Here is a 17354-nt window from a genome sequence, read left to right on the forward strand (position 1 = left end):
GGCCGGTGGAACCACATCGCGTGGTCCAGGGAGGCCATGTCGAAGTTCCGCCGACCCCACAGGGGCTCGACGGGGATGCGGACGGCGTCCAGGAGGGTCATGTCACTGGCGTAGGTGAGCGCGCAGGTGTGAACGAGGGGATCGTCGCCCAGCGGCCCGACCGCACGCATCCACACCGCGCTGCGGGGCTCGGCCTCCTTCAGCTCCTCGGGGGTCCAGCGCAGCCGGTCGACGTACCGGATGTCGAACGGCTGACGCCGGGCCATCCGCTCGAACTGCTCGGGCAGCGTCCCGAGATGCTCCCGGACCTCGTCCGCGACGGTCGGCAGCGAATCCGGGTCCGGGACCACCCGGGCCGGCGGCAGCTGCTGCTCGAAGGGACCTTCCTCAGGCTTGTGAAAGGAGGCGGTGAGATTGAAGATCGTGCGGCCCTGCTGCACGGCGGTGACCCGCCGGGTCGTGAACGACCGGCCGTCCCGCACCCGTTCGACCTGGTACACGATCGGCACACCGGGCCGGCCGGGACGCAGGAAGTACGCGTGCAGCGAGTGCACCGGCCGGTCCCCCTCCGTGGTCCGGCCCGCGGCGACCAGCGCCTGCCCGGCCACCTGCCCGCCGAAGACCCGCTGGAGGGACTCCTGGGGGCTGAGGCCGCGGAAGATGTTGACCTCGATCTGCTCCAGGTCGAGCAGGTCGACGAGTCTCTCGGCGGGGTTCGTCATGAGTGCGCTTCTCCTGTGCTGGTGGCTCTGGTCAGAGCTGTCCGACGGAGGTGACCCGCACGACCGCGCGGCCCTCGGCGTCGGACGCTTCGAGGTCGACCTCCGCGCTGATTCCCCAGTCGTGGTCCCCGTTCGGGTCGTCGAAGATCTGCCGCACCCGCCACAGCCGGTTCGCCGGCTCCTCCTGGATGACGAGCAGCTTCGGCCCGCGCGCGTTCGGACCGGTGCCCAGGTCCTCGTACTCGTCCCAGTACTTGTCCATCGCCTCGCCCCACGCGTCCGCGTCCCAGCCGGACTCGCCGTCCAGCTCGCCGAGTTCGGCGACGTGGTCGAGCGCGGCCAGCTCCACCCGGCGGAACATCGCGTTGCGCACCAGGACCCGGAAGGCGCGCGCGTTCAGGGTGACCGGCTTGACCTCGTCGGCCTTCTCCTGCGCCTGCTCGGCGGTCATCTCCTCCGGGTTGGCGAGCTGCTCCCACTCGTCCAACAGGCTGGAGTCGACCTGGCGGACCATCTCGCCCAGCCACTCGATCAAGTCCTGGAGGTCCTCGGACTTCAGGTCGTCGGGGACGGTGTGGTCGAGGGCCTTGTACGCGCTCGCCAGGTAGCGCAGGACGATGCCCTCGGTGCGCGCCAGCTCGTAGTGCGACACCAGCTCGGTGAACGACATGGCCCGTTCGAACATGTCCCGGATCACGGACTTCGGCGACAGCGGGTGGTCGCCGACCCACGGGTGGCTCTTGCGGTACGTGTCGTACGCGTGGAAGAGCAGCTCCTCCAGCGGCTTCGGGTACGTGATGTCCTGGAGGCGCTCCATGCGCTCCTCGTACTCGACGCCGTCCGCCTTCATCAGGGCGACCGCCTCGCCGCGCGCCTTGTTCTGCTGGGCGGCGAGGATCTGGCGCGGGTCGTCGAGCGTGGACTCCACGACGGAGACCATGTCCAGCGCGTACGACGGCGACTCGGGGTCGAGGAGTTCGAACGCGGCGAGCGCGAACGTGGACAGCGGCTGGTTGAGCGCGAAGTCCTGCTGGAGGTCGACGGTCAGGCGCACGACGCGGCCGGTGGAGTCCGGCTCGTCGAGCTTCTCGACGATGCCGCCGTCCAGCAGCGAGCGGTAGATCGCGATCGCCCGGCGGATGTGCCGCAGTTGCTGCTTGCGCGGCTCGTGGTTGTCCTCCAGGAGGTGGCGCATCGCCTCGAACGCGTTGCCGGGGCGGGCGATCACCGACAGCAGCATCGTGTGCGTCACCCGGAAGCGCGACGCCAGCGGCTCAGGTTCCGACTCGATCAGCTTGTCGAAGGTGTTCTCCGTCCACGCCACGAACCCTTCCGGCGCCTTCTTGCGGACCACCTTGCGCCGCTTCTTCGGATCGTCACCGGCCTTCGCGAGCGCCTTCTCGTTCTCGATGACGTGCTCGGGCGCCTGCGCGACGACGAACCCGGCCGTGTCGAACCCGGCGCGGCCCGCCCGGCCCGCGATCTGGTGGAACTCCCGCGCGCGCAGCGTCCGCACCCGGTTGCCGTCGTACTTGGTGAGGGCCGTGAACAGCACCGTACGGATCGGGACGTTGACCCCGACGCCCAGCGTGTCCGTCCCGCAGATCACCTTCAGCAGGCCCGCCTGCGCGAGCTTCTCCACCAGGCGGCGGTACTTGGGCAGCATGCCCGCGTGGTGCACGCCGATGCCGTGCCGGACGTACCGGGAGAGGTTGCGGCCGAACTTGGTGGTGAAGCGGAAATTGCCGATCAGGGCGGCGATCTGCTCCTTCTCCTCCTTCGAGCACATGTTGATGCTCATCAGGGCCTGCGCCCGCTCCACCGCCTGCGCCTGCGTGAAGTGCACGATGTAGACCGGCGCCTGCCGGGTCTCCAGCAGGTCGGTGAGGGTCTCCGTGAGCGGCGTGTAGCGGTACTCGTAGGACAGCGGCACCGGGCGGGTCGCCGAGCGGACCACCGAGGTGGGCCGGCCGGTGCGGCGGGCGAGATCCTTCTCGAAGAAGGAGACGTCCCCCAGCGTCGCCGACATCAGCACGAACTGCGCCTGCGGAAGCTCCAGGATCGGGATCTGCCAGGCCCAGCCCCGGTCGCCCTCGGCGTAGAAGTGGAACTCGTCCATGACGACCTGCCCGACGTCCGCGTCCTTCCCGTCGCGCAGCGCGATCGACGCGAGGACCTCGGCGGTGCAGCAGATCACCGGAGCGTCGGAGTTGACGGAGGCGTCGCCGGTCAGCATGCCGACGTTCTCCGTGCCGAAGATCTTGCACAGCTCGAAGAACTTCTCCGACACCAGCGCCTTGATGGGAGCCGTGTAGAACGTGACCTCGTCGCGGGCCAGCGCCGCGAAGTGGGCGCCCGCCGCGATCATGCTCTTGCCGGACCCGGTCGGCGTCGACACGATCACGTTCGCCCCGGAGACCACCTCGATCAGCGCCTCCTCCTGGTGCGGATAGAGCGTGAGACCGCGCTCCTGCGCCCAGGACTCGAAAGCCTCGTACAGGGCGTCGGGGTCGGCGGTCGGCGGCAGCAGATCGATGAGGGTCACACCCCCATCTTGCCTGTCCGCGCCCCTTTGAGGGGAATCGGCTGCCGGTGCGATGATCACGACCGCTACGCTGTGTCGCCGACGGAGTGTCAGGGCACCCGGTCAACTGGACAGCGGCACAAGAGGAACGGGGCGGGCGAGCGCCATGATGGGACCAGCACACTCACTGTCGGGCGCCGCCGCCTGGCTCGGCGTCGGAGCCGCAGCGGCGGCGGCGGGGGAGCCGATGCCCTGGCCGGTCGTCCTGGCCGGCGCGCTGATCTGCGCGGGCGCCGCCCTCGCCCCCGACCTCGACCACAAGGCCGCCACGATCTCGCGCGCCTTCGGTCCCCTCTCGCGCTGGCTCTGCGAGATCGTCGACAAGCTGTCGTACGCCGTCTACAAGGCGACCCGGGGGCCCGGCGACCCGCGCCGCTCGGGAGGGCACCGCACGCTGACGCACACCTGGCTGTGGGCGGTGATGATCGGCGCGGGCGCCTCGGCGCTGGCGATCATGGGGGGCCGCTGGGCGGTGCTCGCGATCCTTTTCGTGCACATGGTGCTGGCGATCGAAGGACTGCTGTGGCGGGCCGCACGCGGCTCCAGCAGCGACGTCCTGGTGTGGCTCCTGGCGGCGGCCAGCGCGTGGATCATCGCCGGGGTGCTGGACAAGCCGGGCAACGGCGCGGGCTGGCTGTTCACCGACCCCGGCCAGGAGTACCTGTGGCTCGGGCTGCCGATCGTCCTGGGCGCGCTGGTGCACGACCTCGGGGACGCGCTGACCGTCTCCGGCTGCCCGGTCCTGTGGCCCATCCCGATCGGCCGCAAGCGCTGGTACCCGATCGGCCCGCCGAAGGTGATGCGGTTCCGCGCCGGCAGCTGGGTCGAACTGCGGGTCCTCATGCCGGTGTTCATGCTGCTGGGCGGCGTCGGCGGCGCGGCGGCCCTCAACTTCATCTGACGCCGGGCCCGGCCGGGAAGGACGAGCGGGGGCCGTCACCCCGACAGCGCGTCCTCGTCGACGATGTGCATCGCCGCCTCCTCGGCGGAGGACGCCGCCCCGTCGATCCCGACGTCGGTGGCGATCAGGCCGCTCTCCTCGTCCTCGTGCGCGCCCTCGTCGGGGGCGACGAGCCGGCCGGAGCGGACGGCGCCGACCTCGTTGTCGAGGAGCTCGCCGTCACCGTCGTCGTAGTCGCCGAGGCCGTCGCCGTCGTACGCGGAGACGTCCGGGACCTCCTCGGCGAGCCGCTCGTCCAGGGTCTCCCCGCGCCGGGCCTCCGCCGCCGTCACACCGGTGTGCTCCACCGCCCACGGCCGCTCCGGCGGGGACCAGCCGCGGTCCAGGGGGTCGCCGACGCCGTCGTGGTCGAGGGTGTCCTCGGCGTCCAGCAGCCCCGCGTCGTCCTGTACCTCGGACCCGTCGGGCTGGTAGACGTCGTCTCCCCATCCGTCACCGCTGGTCACGCACACCTCCAGAGGGCTCGTCCACCGTCGCCCGACACGAACCGGCACACACCGCGCGCGGGTACTGCTTTCCAACGTTCCACCCGCCCCCGCGCCCGCGCAACGGCAACGGCCGTGACGTGGGACGCCGGAGACGGGCACGGGGGCGGGGCGCCGCGGGCCCGAGGCGGGGACGCGCGCGGCGGGACGGCGCCCGGACCGTCCGGCACGAGGCCGCTCGCAGGCGTGCCGGGCGCCGCTGGCCCACCGGCCGACCGCCCTGGCCGCTCCGACGCCGGTGACCCCGCGCGCGGCGGCCGGGCCACCGCACCGACGACGCGGCGGCCTCCCGCGCCGACCGGCCAGGGCGAACCCGCGCCGACCGGCCCCCGCGCGCCCGCCTCACCCGTGCCAGGACCTCCACAGCGCCGCGTACGCCCCGCCCGCCGCGACCAGCTCCGTGTGGCTCCCCAGCTCGCTGATCCGGCCGTCCTCCACGACGGCGATGACGTCCGCGTCGTGCGCGGTGTGCAGCCGGTGGGCGATGGCGATGACCGTACGGCCGTCCAGGACGCGGGACAGGGACCGCTCCAGGTGGCGGGCCGCGCGCGGGTCGAGGAGGGAGGTCGCCTCGTCGAGGACGAGGGTGTGCGGGTCGGCCAGGACGAGGCGGGCCAGCGCGATCTGCTGGGCCTGCGCGGGGGTGAGGGCGAGCCCGCCGGAGCCGACCTCGGTGTCCAGCCCGCCGTCCAGCGCCCGCGCCCAGGCGGACGCGTCGACCGCGCCCAGAGCCGCCCACAGCTCGGCGTCGTCCGCGCCGGTCCGCGCGAGCAGGAGGTTGTCGCGCAGGGAGCCGACGAAGACGTGGTGCTCCTGGTTGACGAGGGCGACGTGCGAGCGGACCTGCTCGGCCGTCATCCGCGACAGCTCGGCGCCACCGAGGGCGACCTGGCCGGTGCGCGGCGCGTAGATCCCCGCGAGCAGCCGCCCCAGCGTCGACTTCCCGGCCCCCGAGGGACCGACCAGCGCCAGCCGCGTACCCGGCGCCACCGCCAGCGACACCTCGCGCAGGACGTCGACACCCTCCCGGTACCCGAAGCGCACCGAGTCCGCGGCCAGCTCCCGGCCCTCGGGCGCGAGATCCGCCCGACCGGCGTCCGGCTCGATCTCCCGCACCCCCACCAGCCGGGCCAGCGACACCTGCGCGACCTGCAACTCGTCGTACCAGCGCAGGATCAGGTTCACCGGATCGACCAGCATCTGCGCGAGCAGCGCCCCGGTGGTGAGCTGCCCGACACCGATCCACCCCTGGAGGACGAACACACCGCCGAGCATCAGCACGGACGCGAGGACCGTGATGTGTACGGCGTTGATGACGGGGAACAGCACCGACCGCAGCCAGAGCGTGTACCGCTCCCAACTGGTCCACTGCCGGATCCGCAGCTCGGACAGCGCGACCCGGCGCTCCCCGAGCCGGTGCGCCTCGACGGTCCGGCCGGCGTCCACGGTCTCCGCGAGCGCGGCGGCGACGGCCGCGTACCCGGCGGCCTCCGAGCGGTACCCGGCGGGCGCCCGCTTGAAGTACCAGCGCCAGCCGACGACCAGCAGCGGCACGGCGAGCAGGACGGCGGCGGCGAGCGGTGGCGCCGTCACGACGAGGCCGGCGAGCAGCAGCGTCGACCACAGCACGCCGATGATCAGCTGCGGCACGGCCTCACGCATGGCGTTCGCGAGCCGGTCGATGTCGGTGGTGATGCGCGACAGCAGAGACCCGGTCCCGGCCCGCTCCAGCACGCCCGGCGGCAGCCGCACCGACCTGACGAGGAAGTCCTCGCGCAGGTCGGCCAGCATCCGCTCGCCGAGCATCGCGCCGCGCAGCCGCATCTGGTGCACGAACACGGCCTGCACGCCGAGCGAGAGCGTGAACAGGGTGACGGTCAGCCCGAGCCGCAGCTCCCGCTCACCCTCCGACACCCGCTCGACGAGGTCGCCCAGCAGCCACGGTCCCACCATCGCGGCGACGGTCGCGACGGTGTTGACGACGACCAGGACCAGGAAGGCGCGCCGGTGCCTGCGCACCAGCTCACCGACGTACGCGCGGACAGTGGCGGACGCGCCGACGGGCAGCGTGCTCGCCGTCGTCGGCGCGGCCGGGTCGTACTGCGGTGGCTCCACGCCGATCATGCCGACTCCTCGATCTTGTCCAGCTCAGGCCTGACGGCGCTCGGTTCGGCGGGGGCCGGTACGCCGGTCCCGGGTACGGCGCTGCCCGGCCCGCCTTCGTCCGGCGCCTCCGGCTCCCGTGTCACCACGGCCCGGTACCGGGGCTCGTCCCGCAGCAGCTCGCGGTGCGTGCCCACGGCGGCCACCTCGCCGTCGTCCACCAGGACCACCCGGTCCGCGACGTCCAGCAGGAGCGGCGACGAGGTGAACACCACCGTCGTACGCCCCTTGCGCAACCCCCGTACGCCCTCCGAGATCCGGGCCTCCGTGTGGGAGTCGACGGCGGACGTCGGCTCGTCGAGGACCAGGACCTCAGGGTCGGTGACCAGGGAGCGGGCGAGTGCGAGGCGCTGGCGCTGGCCGCCGGAGAGGGAGCGCCCGCGTTCGGTGATGTGGGCGTCCATGGGGTCGCCCGGCGTGCCCTGGGTGAGCGCGTCGAGGACGTCCTCGCAGCGCGCGGCGGCGAGCGCGGCGTCCGCCTCGACCACGCCGGACGACGGCACGTCGAGCAGCTCGCGCAGGGTGCCGGACAGCAGCACGGGGTCCTTGTCCTGGACGAGTACGGTGGCCCGCGCGACGTCCAGCGGCAGCGCGTCCAGCGTCACCCCGCCCAGCTCCACGGACGGCCCCTCCTCGACGGAGTGCCCCCCGAGCCGCTCGGCGAGCCGCCCGGCCGCGTCGGGATCGCCGCAGACCACGGCGGTGAGGACCCCGGCGGGGGCGAGCAGCCCGGAGCCGGGGTCGTACAGGTCCCCGGCGGCGAAGTCCTCCGCGCCGACGACGAGGTCACCCGGGCTGGAGGGCAGGGTCCCCTCGCCCGACACCCCGTCCGCCCCGGAACCCGCCCCGCGCTCCAACGACAGCACCCGAGCCGCCCGTTGAGCCGACGGCCGAGAGAAGGAGTAAGCCATCGCGATCTCCTCGAAATGGCGCAAAGGATAAGAAAGCACCGCGACGGAGCTGTAGACCGTGACGAGTTCCCCCACCGAAACCCGCCCCTCCTGCGCCAGATGAACCCCGTACCAGACCACCCCCACGAGCAGCAGCCCCGGCAGCAGCCCTTGAAGCGCGCTGATCAGCGCCCACATCCCGGCACTGCGGACGGCGGCGTGCCGGACGTCCTGGGAGGCGGCGCGGTAGCGGTCGAGGAAGAGTTCCTCCCCGCCGATCCCGCGCAGCACCCGCAGCCCCGCGACGGTGTCGGATGCCAACTCGGTCGCGCGCCCCGCCTTCTCGCGCTGGACGTCGGCCCGCCGGGTCGCCCGGGGCAGCAGCGGCAGCGCCGCGACCGCCACGACGGGCAGCCCGACGGCGACGACGACACCGAGCGCGGGCTGGTAGAAGAGCAGCCCGACACAGACGAGGACGACGGTGACCGCGGCAGCCGTGAACCGGGAGACCGACTCGACGAACCAACCGATCTTCTCCACGTCGCCTGTCGAAACCGCCACCACTTCACCGGCCGCGACCCGCCGCGTGAGCCCCGCCCCGAGCACCGACGCCTTGCGGGCCAGCAACTGCTGGACACGGGCCGCCGCGGTGATCCAGTTGGTGACGGCGGCGCGGTGCAGGAACGTGTCACCTGCGGTGATGGCGATCCCGCACACCAGCATCAGCGCGCCCGCCAGCGCGAGCCGGGCGCCCGAGCGGTCGACGACGGCCTGGACGGCGTACCCCACGATGAAGGGCTGCGCGGACACGGCCGGGAAGTGCAGCAGGCCCCAGGCCAGGGACTTGAGCTGGCCTCCCGCCTGGCTGCGGCCGAGCCACCACAGGAAGCGGGGCCCGGAGCGCGCGTCCGACACACCAGGGTCTCGGTACGGAAGATCGTGGATCTGCATGACGTCCCAGCAGCTCGTGTCAGAAGGAGGCGCAAACCGTGCCAGCGTCGCCGCGCCGGACCACCGATCTCAACCGGTTTTCCCCTGGGCCGCAGGGATTGCGACTATGGAACGCATGCGAGGAACTGTGACGCGATCCCTGGCCGCGGCCGGAGCGCTGCTCGTCGCCCTGACCGGCTGCGCGGGTACGCAGGCGCACGACGGCGCGGACGCCGGGGCGAAGAAGCCCGCCGCCGCGCGAGCCCTGACGGCCGTTCCGGACCTCGGCCCGGACTTCCAGAAGCGCATCCCGGCCGCCTCGCGGCAGGTCGTCGCGGTTTATGGCGACGGCAGGAACTCTCCGGACGCGACGGCCGTTCTCTACATCAAGCAGGGCAGAACCTGGCAGAAGGAGAGCAGTTGGCCGGCCCACAACGCGCGCAAGGGCTGGACGACGGATCACCACGAGAACGACGGCCGTAGCCCGGTGGGGGTGTTCACGCTCACCGACGCGGGCGGCGTCCTGAAGAACCCCGGCACGAAACTGCCGTACACCCGCTCCAGCGCCTTCGAGACGCCGAGCTGGTGGCAGAAGCCGTACCGCCACGACTTCGACTACGTCATCGCCATCGACTACAACCGGATCAAGGGCACCTCGCCGAGCGACCCGACCCGCCCGGAGGGGGAGAAGAAGGGAGGGAGCATCTGGCTCCACATGGACCACGGCAGTGGCACCTCGGCCTGCGTCAGCCTGTCGAAGGCGGGCATGGAACACCTGCTGCGGACACTGGACCCGGCCGCGCACCCGGTCGTGGTGATGGGGGACCGGGCCGAACTGAAGGCCTGAACCGCACGGTTGCGGGACGGGGGAGACTCCCCTTAGAACACCGGCCATGACCAGACGGCTCATCATGTCCATGCTCGCCGCGCTGACGGCGGCGGCCCTCCCGCTGACAGCGACCACGACGGCCACGGCAACCCCGGAAACCTCCCGCACGGTGCACCGACCCGCCGGCGCCCCGCCCGAGTTCGGCTCCGACTGGCACGACCCCCTGACCGCCGCCCCACCCATCCCCACACCCGGCACCGAGTCCTGCGAAGTCACCGTCGCCCAGGCCCGGTTCAGCGACTTCACCCCGTACCGCGGGACGTACACCCCGCCCCCGGCCTGCGGTGACAGCTGGAGCAAGGTCGTCCTGCGCATGGACGGCAAGGTCAAGGGCCGCCAGTACGACCGCCTCGGCTACCTCCACCTCGGCGGCGTCGAGATCTTCCGCACCTCGACCCCGCAGCCCTCCCCGGACGGCATCGAGTGGTCGGTCGAGAAGGACGTCACCCGCTACACCGACACGCTCCGGCGCGCACAGGACGTCGAGATGCTGATCGGGAACGTGGTCGACGACACGTACACGGGCGTGCTGGACGTCAAGGTCACGCTGACGTTCTACAAGGCGCCCGAGCCGAAGCAGGCCGGAACGAAGCTGTACCCCGACAAGGTCCTCACCCTCACCCCCGACCACACCCTCACCACCCCCCGCAACAGCGAACGCATCCTCGCCGAGGTCTACGCCACCGGCTCCGGAGGCGGCTGCGAGGAGTACTGGTACCTCTCCGTCCCGGCCCCGGCGCCGTACTCCTGCCAGACGCCCGACGGCCCCTACCGCGAGGTCCAGATCAAGGTGGACGGGCAACTCGCCGGAATCGCCACCCCGTTCCCGACCGTGTGGACCGGCGGCTGGTCCAACCCCTTCCTCTGGTACGTCGTCCCCGGCCCCCGCGCCTTCGACATCAAGCCGATCGAGTACGACCTGACCCCGTTCGCCGGCGTCCTCAACGACGGCCGCCCGCACCGCGTCGAGGTCGCGGTCGTCGGCGTCCCCGAGGGCCAGACGGGCTGGAGCGCGCCGGTCAACGTCCTGGTCTGGCAGGACGCGGGAAAGAAGCAGGTCACCGGCAAGGTGACCGCCCATAAGGAGGGCGCCCCGGCCAACTCCTCGACTTACACGCCGGGTTCGCAGCACCGCGTCGACACGAAGGCCGCGCACCGCCTCACGGTCACCGGGTACGCCGACACCTCGCACGGCCGTGTCACCACCACGGTCACCCGCGCCCTGGCCCACACCTCCACGCACCGCTGGACCGAGGGCGAGAAGCTGGACGCCCTCGACGGGGTGTGGACGGACGACGAGACGGTCACCGTGAACCGGCACACCACGCGCGCGCACCGGACGTACACGATGGACGGCACGACGACGATCGGCGCGGACGACCGGCTGCGCACGGTCATGGCGCTCGCCGACCGGGCCGCCGTCAGCGACACACGCGGGCGCTGGTCGCGGCTCGACGACACGTACACGGGCGACGCGACGTACACGACCGGCGTGCCGCGCGACCAGCGGCACGGCGTCGCCACGACGACCGAGCGCTACCGGCTGACGGGCTCCCTGGGCTGCCACGACCGCACGGTGACCGCGGTTCAGGGCATGCTGACCGAGGACAGTAGCGCCTGCTGAAACGTTCCGATGTGTGATCCATCACTCATGACGTGATTTACAAATCGGCAACACGGAGGTCTTCCCTACGAGCCACGGGCACTCCAAAGTGATCGGCACGGAAGACGCTTTCCGTATCGCAGAAGTCCTGTCGGGTTTCTGTGAGTCCGCCGTCCCTACCAGGAGTGCCCGTGCCGCAGTCCGTACCATCCCTGCCGCGACGCGTCGCACGAACGCTGCGTACCTCGTTGTTCACCCAGGTCGCGATAGCGCTCGTGCTCGGGATCGCCGTCGGCAAGCTCTGGCCGGGCTTCGCCTCCGACCTACAGCCGCTCGGCGACGGGTTCATCCGGCTGATCAAGACGATCATCTCGCCGCTCGTGTTCTGCGTGGTCGTCGTCGGGATCGCCAAAGCCGGCGACCTCAAGGCGTTCGGCCGCATCGGCCTCAAGGCGCTGATCTGGTTCGAGGTCGCGAGCACGTTCGCGCTGATCGTCGGGCTGCTCGCCGCGAACCTCGTCCAGCCGGGCTCCGGGATGCACGTCGACCCCGCCACGCTGAACACGGCGGCGGTCGACGCGAAGACGAACGGCGGCTCGCTGCCGTCGACCACCGAGTTCGTGCTCCACTCGCTGCCGACCTCGTTCGTCGGCGCGTTCGCCGAGAACTCCCTGCTCCAGGTGCTGATCCTGGCCTGCCTCGTCGGCGCGGCGCTGCTGCACCTCGGGCACACGAAGGTCCCGCAGGTGCTGCCCGCGATCGAGCAGGCGCAGGAGATCATCTTCGCGATCGTCGGCTTCGTGATGCGCCTCGCCCCGATCGCCGTGTTCGGCGCGATGGCCGTCCTGATCGGCAACTACGGCCTCGGCGTGATCGAGACGTACGGCAAGCTGATCGCCCTGTGCTACGCCGCAGCGGCCGTGTTCATCGCGCTGCTCGCCGTCGCCCTGCGGATCGTGACCGGGCTCAGCCTCTGGAAGTTCCTGCGCTACATCCGGGAGGAGATGCTGCTCGCGCTCGGCACCGCGTCCACCGAGTCGGTCATGCCGCGCGTCATGCAGAAGCTGCGCAAGGCGGGCGCCCGGGACGACGCGGTCGGCCTCGTCCTGCCGACCGGCTACTCCTTCAACCTCGACGGCGCGTCCCTCTACCTCTCCATCGGCACCCTGTTCATCGCGCAGGCCGTCGGCGTCGACCTCAGCCTCAGCCAGCAGATCACCGTCGTCCTGGTGCTGATGCTGACCAGCAAGGGCATGGCGGGCATCCCCGGCTCCGCGTTCCTCGCGCTCTCCGCGACGGCGTCGTCCCTCGGCGCGATCCCCGCCGGGGCGGTCGCCCTGCTCCTCGGCGTCGACCGGATCATGGACTCGATGCGCGTCGTCACGAACCTGCTCGGCAACTGCGTCGCCGTGTTCGCGGTGTCGCGGTGGGAGGGGGCGCTGGATCTCGAACGGGCGAAGAAGGTCCTGGACGGGGAGATCGACGTGACGGACGACGCCGAGGACGAGAGCGACGCGGGGAAGGGTGGCGAGGGGAAGGGTGAGGAGCAGGCGGCCGTGCCCGCGCAGCTCACCAAGAAGGAGCCCGCACCCGAAGCGAGCTGACCCAGAACGCGCAGCGACCGCCGCATCCGGAACCCCGGGTGCGGCGGTCGCTGTCGTGTGCCGCGCATGCCGCCTCAGCCGTGCACCGGCATCCCGCTCAGCAGCGTCCCCAGCAGCTCCCCCAGCTCCTCCCGCTCGTCCGGCGACAGCGGCGCGAGGATCTCCGACGCTGCCGACCGCCGAGCCCCCCGCAGCTCGCTCAGCGCCGTACGCCCGTCCTCCGTCAGCTCGATGCGGATCACGCGCCGGTTCGTCGGATCGGGGACCCGGCGCACCTTTCCGTTCGCCTCCAGGCCGTCCACCAGCGTCGTCACCGCGCGCGGGACCACTTCGAGGCGCTCGGCGAGGTCGGCCATCCGCGGTGGGGAGGGGTACTGCGCGAGCGTGCGCAGCAGGCGGGACTGGGCCGGGGTGACACCCAGGCCGCACTCCTCGATGTGCCGCTTCTGGATGCGGTGCACGCGGCGGGTGAACCGCAGCAACTGCTCGGCGAGCAGGCTGTCGGAATCTGGTGTGGCCATACGGGAACAATAACAGGATGCCATTCATTGTGAGTATAGGTAACAATGAGCGTGGTCCTGGTTCACAGGATCTCCGAAGCACCTCCCGAAGGAGCCCATGCACCCCGACCGAGAGAAACAACCCGCCTGGAACCCACCGGCCGACCCCGAGCAGCCCCAACCGCGCCAGGTCCGCCGCATCCTGAAGCTGTTCCGCCCCTACCGCGCCCGCCTCGCCCTCGTGGGCCTGCTGGTCGCCGCCTCCTCGCTGGTCGGCGTCGCGACGCCGTTCCTGCTGAAGGAGACGCTGGACGTCGCGATCCCCCAGGGGCGTACGGGCCTGCTCAGCCTGCTCGCCCTCGGCATGATCCTCAGCGCCGTCCTCTCCGGCGTCTTCGGCGTCCTCCAGACGCTGATCTCGACGACGGTCGGCCAGCGCGTCATGCACGACCTGCGGACGGCCGTCTACGGCCGCCTCCAGCGGATGTCGCTCGCGTTCTTCACGCGCACGCGCACCGGCGAGGTCCAGTCCCGCATAGCCAACGACATCGGCGGCATGCAGGCGACCGTCACCTCCACCGCGACCTCCCTGGTCTCCAACTTCACCAGCGTCGTCGCCACGATCGTCGCGATGCTCGCCCTCGACTGGCGGCTGACCGCCGTCTCGCTGCTGCTCCTGCCGGTCTTCGTCTGGATCAGCCGCCGGGTCGGCTCGGAGCGCAAGAGGATCACCACCGAGCGGCAGAAGCAGATGGCCGCGATGTCCGCGACGGTCACCGAGTCGCTCTCCGTCAGCGGCATCCTGCTCGGCCGCACGATGGGCCGCGCCGACTCCCTGACCAGGACCTTCGCCGACGAGTCCGAGCGCCTCGTCGACCTGGAGGTCCGCTCCAACATGGCGGGCCGCTGGCGGATGGCCGTCATCGGGATCGTCATGTCCGCGATGCCGGCGTTCATCTACTGGGCTGCGGGCGTCGCCCTCCAGATCGGCGGCCCCGCCATCTCGCTGGGCACGATCGTCGCCTTCGTCTCCCTCCAGCAGGGCCTCTTCCGCCCCGCCGTCAGCCTCCTGGCGACCGGCGTCCAGATCCAGACCTCCCTCGCGCTCTTCCAGCGCATCTTCGAGTACCTCGACCTGCCGATCGACATCACCGAGCGGGACGACGCCGTCCACCTGGACCGCGTCAAGGGGGAGATCCGCTTCGAGGACGTGTCGTTCCGGTACGGCGGTGAGGGCGGCGGCCGGTACGAGGGCGAAGGCGCCGGCCGGGCGATCCTCGACGGCGTCGACATCACCGTTCCCGCAGGCCACGGCCTCGCCGTCGTCGGCCCGACCGGCGCGGGCAAGTCCACGCTGGGCCACCTCGTGCCGCGCCTGTACGACGTGACGGGCGGCCGGGTCACCCTCGACGGGGTCGACGTCCGCGACCTCGACTTCGACACCCTCGCGCGCGCGATCGGCGTCGTCTCCCAGGAGACGTACCTCTTCCACGCGACGGTCGCGGAGAACCTGCGGTTCGCGAAGCCCGACGCGAGCGACGAGGAACTGCACGAGGCGGCGCGCGCCGCGCAGATCCACGACCACATCGTGTCGCTGCCCGATGGGTACGACACGGTCGTCGGTGAGCGGGGACACCGCTTCTCCGGCGGCGAGAAACAGCGCCTCGCCATCGCGCGGACCATCCTGCGGGACCCGCCGGTCCTGATCCTCGACGAGGCGACCAGCGCGCTGGACACGCGGACGGAGTACGCCGTGCAGCGGGCGATCGACGCGCTGTCGGCGAACCGGACGACCCTGACGATCGCCCACCGGCTGTCGACGATCCGGGACGCGGACCAGATCGTCGTCCTCGAAGGCGGGCGGGTCGTGGAGCGGGGGACGCATGAGGAGTTGGTGGCGCGGGAGGGGAGGTATGCGGGGCTGGTGCGGAAGGGTGAGCGGGTGACGGCGGCGTAGAGGCCGGGGGGTGGGTGTTCCGGCGCCCTCGGGCTCCGGCGCCCCGAGGGCTGATGTCCCGGCTTTCGGAGGGTGATCATCCGACAAAGCGACAATATGCCCTGTTTTTGATGGTATGCGGGTTAACGTGCCCGCATGCAGATGAACACTCCGCCCCGGAGCGCGATCCGTCTGACGCGCCGTGGCCGAACCGTCCTCGTCGTCACCGGGGCCGTCGTGGCCGCTGCCGCGGTGGCGGTGCCGCTGCTGAACGTGGAGCGCGCGGCTCCCGAGGCCGCCAAGCCCAAGGTCCTGACCATCCCCGAGGGCTGGCGCTCCGGCCAGGTCTACGAGGCGGTCGACAAGGCGCTCGCCCTGCCGGTCGGCACGACCCGCAAGACCCTCCCGAAGACCGGCCTCAAACTCCCGACCGACGCCGAGGGAAACCCGGAGGGGTACCTGTTCCCCGCGACGTACCCCCTCACCGAGAAGTCGACCCCCCAGTCCCTCCTCGCGTACATGGTCGACACCGCGAACAAGAAGTTCAACGGCGCCCCCATGGCCGCCGGAGCCCAGCGCAACGCGATGAACGTCTACCAGGCCGTCACCATCGCCAGCATCATCCAGGCCGAGGCCGCCACGAAGGCCGACATGGGCAAGGTCGCCCGCGTCGTCTTCAACCGCCTCGAACGCGGCATGCCCCTCCAGATGGACTCCACGATCAACTACGCCCTCAACCGCTCCACCCTCAAGACGGCGGACGCCGACACGAAGATCGACAGCCCCTACAACTCGTACCAGCGCATGGGCCTCCCCCCGACCCCCATCGACAACCCCGGCGAGCAAGCGATGCGGGCCGCCATCACCCCCACCCCCGGCGACTGGCTCTACTTCGTCACCGTCAAGCCCGGCGACACCCGCTTCACCGCGAACTACGCCGAACACCAGCGGAACGTGGCGGAGTTCAACAAGAACCAGGCCCGGAAACCGAAGGCGGCCTGACCGAGCGCGGACCGGGGAGCGTACGGAGGCCCGACGGGACGGAGCCCTCGGGCCCCGTCCCGTCAGGCCCCCGCATCGCACCGGCGCCCGCCGGCCCTCGGCGCTCCTCGGCGCTCCTCAGCGCGACGGCGTCGTGGAGGCAGGCAGCTTTCCGTTGAAACGGCCGTCCGTGAAGGCCGAGAAGTCGACCTTCCCCGGGATCAGCTTCAGCTCCGTGAACGTGTCGGCGATCTTCTGCTCGGAGTCGATCGCCGACTGATCGACGGCGACCGGTACGCGGGTCGCGTGCGTACGTTTCACCGACGCGAGCGCGACCTCGTACGGCAGCCCCGTGTCCTTCGCCCACACCGTCGCCCAGTCGGCCTGGTGGCCGTACACCCAGTCCTGCGCGCGCCGCAGCCGCGCGAGGTAGTCGGCGATGGCGGCCTCCTTCTTCGGGTCCTTCAGCGCGGCGGGCGCGGCGACCTGGAAGCTGAGCCCGTTGACGACCCCCTGCCCGGTCGTCAGCACGCGCCCCTTCTTCGCTTCGAGGACCTGCGAGGTGTACGGGTCCCAGACGGCCCACGCGTCGACCTTCCCGGAGGTGAACGCCGCGAGCGCGTCGGCGGGTTGGAGATATTTGACCTGTACGTCGGAGAGGCTGAGCCCGGCGGCCTTGAGGGACGCGATCAACTGGTAGTGCGCGGAGGAACCCTGCGCGACGGCGACCGAACGGCCCTTCAGGTCGGCGGTCCTGGTCAGTTCCGAACCGTTCGGCACGAGGATCGCCTCGCCCTCGGAGGACCCGTGCCACGCGGCCACCACTGTGATCTTCGAGCCCGCGCCCGCCGCGAAGACGGGCGGAGTGTTGCCGACGGCGCCGATGTCGACGGCCCCGGCGTTGACGGCTTCCAGGAGTGGCGGGCCGGAGGTGAACGTGGACCACTTGATCCGGTAGTCGAGGCCCTTGAGTTCGCCCGCGGCGCGCAGGACTGCTTCCGAACCGCCTTTCTGGTCACCGACGTTGAGGGTGAGGGAGCCGGTGCCGTCGGTGGCGGTGCTCGCGGAGGAGGCGCCGCCGCAGGCGGTGAGGAGGAGGGCGAGGG

The 17354-nt window shown here is 71.3% G+C and carries 13 protein-coding genes; 6 read left to right on the plus strand and 7 right to left on the minus strand.

Annotation, left to right across the window (positions count from 1 at the left end; genetic code table 11):
• Together AOK24_RS23290 and AOK24_RS23295 are read right to left on the minus strand one after the other, a co-directional pair.
• On the minus strand, window positions 1–722 hold a 722-nt coding region (locus AOK24_RS23290; protein WP_055722015.1), incomplete at its 3' end, for an acyl-CoA thioesterase.
• Window positions 723–753: 31 nt separating this feature from the next.
• Complete coding sequence (locus AOK24_RS23295) at window positions 754–3267, minus strand: DEAD/DEAH box helicase (protein WP_055722016.1); 2514 nt, start codon at window positions 3265–3267, stop codon at window positions 754–756.
• Window positions 3268–3412: 145 nt separating this feature from the next.
• Here AOK24_RS23295 and AOK24_RS23300 point away from each other — a divergent pair, with 145 nt between their 5' ends.
• Window positions 3413–4207 (plus strand): metal-dependent hydrolase, encoded by a 795-nt coding sequence (locus tag AOK24_RS23300; protein ID WP_055722017.1) that lies wholly within the window; start codon window positions 3413–3415, stop codon window positions 4205–4207.
• Between the two features lie 35 nt (window positions 4208–4242).
• On the opposite strand, the gene AOK24_RS23305 is transcribed toward AOK24_RS23300, so the two are convergent.
• From AOK24_RS23305 to AOK24_RS23315, 3 genes are all read right to left on the minus strand, one after another.
• Window positions 4243–4713: a DUF5709 domain-containing protein gene (locus AOK24_RS23305; protein ID WP_055722018.1), complete on the minus strand. Its 471-nt coding sequence runs from the start codon at window positions 4711–4713 to the stop codon at window positions 4243–4245.
• Window positions 4714–5094: 381 nt separating this feature from the next.
• Window positions 5095–6876, minus strand: coding sequence for an ABC transporter ATP-binding protein (locus AOK24_RS23310; protein ID WP_055722019.1), 1782 nt, complete (start codon window positions 6874–6876; stop codon window positions 5095–5097).
• On the minus strand, window positions 6873–8756 hold the full coding sequence (locus tag AOK24_RS23315; RefSeq protein ID WP_055722020.1) for an ABC transporter transmembrane domain-containing protein: 1884 nt from the start codon (window positions 8754–8756) through the stop codon (window positions 6873–6875). Before AOK24_RS23315 ends, AOK24_RS23310 begins: the two co-directional genes overlap by 4 nt.
• A gap of 106 nt (window positions 8757–8862) precedes the next feature.
• Between AOK24_RS23315 and AOK24_RS23320 the strand changes: the two genes are divergently transcribed.
• From AOK24_RS23320 to AOK24_RS23330, 3 genes are all read left to right on the plus strand, one after another.
• Window positions 8863–9582, plus strand: a complete 720-nt coding sequence (locus tag AOK24_RS23320) for a L,D-transpeptidase family protein (protein ID WP_079056949.1) — start codon at window positions 8863–8865, stop codon at window positions 9580–9582.
• A 46-nt stretch (window positions 9583–9628) separates the two neighbouring features.
• Window positions 9629–11248, plus strand: a complete 1620-nt coding sequence (locus tag AOK24_RS23325) for a peptide-N4-asparagine amidase (RefSeq protein WP_055722022.1) — start codon at window positions 9629–9631, stop codon at window positions 11246–11248.
• Window positions 11249–11418: 170 nt separating this feature from the next.
• Entirely contained in the window at window positions 11419–12831 is a 1413-nt protein-coding gene (locus AOK24_RS23330) for a cation:dicarboxylate symporter family transporter (protein WP_055722023.1), read from the plus strand.
• A 74-nt stretch (window positions 12832–12905) separates the two neighbouring features.
• Here the strand turns inward: AOK24_RS23330 and AOK24_RS23335 are convergent, their stop codons facing one another.
• On the minus strand, window positions 12906–13352 hold the full coding sequence (locus tag AOK24_RS23335; protein WP_055722024.1) for a MarR family winged helix-turn-helix transcriptional regulator: 447 nt from the start codon (window positions 13350–13352) through the stop codon (window positions 12906–12908).
• 97 nt (window positions 13353–13449) lie between these two features.
• Here AOK24_RS23335 and AOK24_RS23340 point away from each other — a divergent pair, with 97 nt between their 5' ends.
• Both AOK24_RS23340 and mltG read left to right on the plus strand, forming a co-directional pair.
• On the plus strand, window positions 13450–15288 hold the full coding sequence (locus tag AOK24_RS23340; RefSeq protein WP_055722025.1) for an ABC transporter ATP-binding protein: 1839 nt from the start codon (window positions 13450–13452) through the stop codon (window positions 15286–15288).
• Window positions 15289–15423: 135 nt separating this feature from the next.
• Window positions 15424–16269: an endolytic transglycosylase MltG gene (mltG, locus tag AOK24_RS23345; protein ID WP_055722026.1), complete on the plus strand. Its 846-nt coding sequence runs from the start codon at window positions 15424–15426 to the stop codon at window positions 16267–16269.
• A 117-nt stretch (window positions 16270–16386) separates the two neighbouring features.
• Here mltG and AOK24_RS23350 read toward each other — a convergent pair.
• On the minus strand, window positions 16387–17354 hold a 968-nt coding region (locus AOK24_RS23350), incomplete at its 5' end, for an ABC transporter substrate-binding protein (RefSeq protein WP_055722027.1).

It is taken from the genome of Streptomyces niveiscabiei (genome assembly GCF_001419795.1).
GTDB lineage: Bacteria > Actinomycetota > Actinomycetes > Streptomycetales > Streptomycetaceae > Streptomyces > Streptomyces niveiscabiei.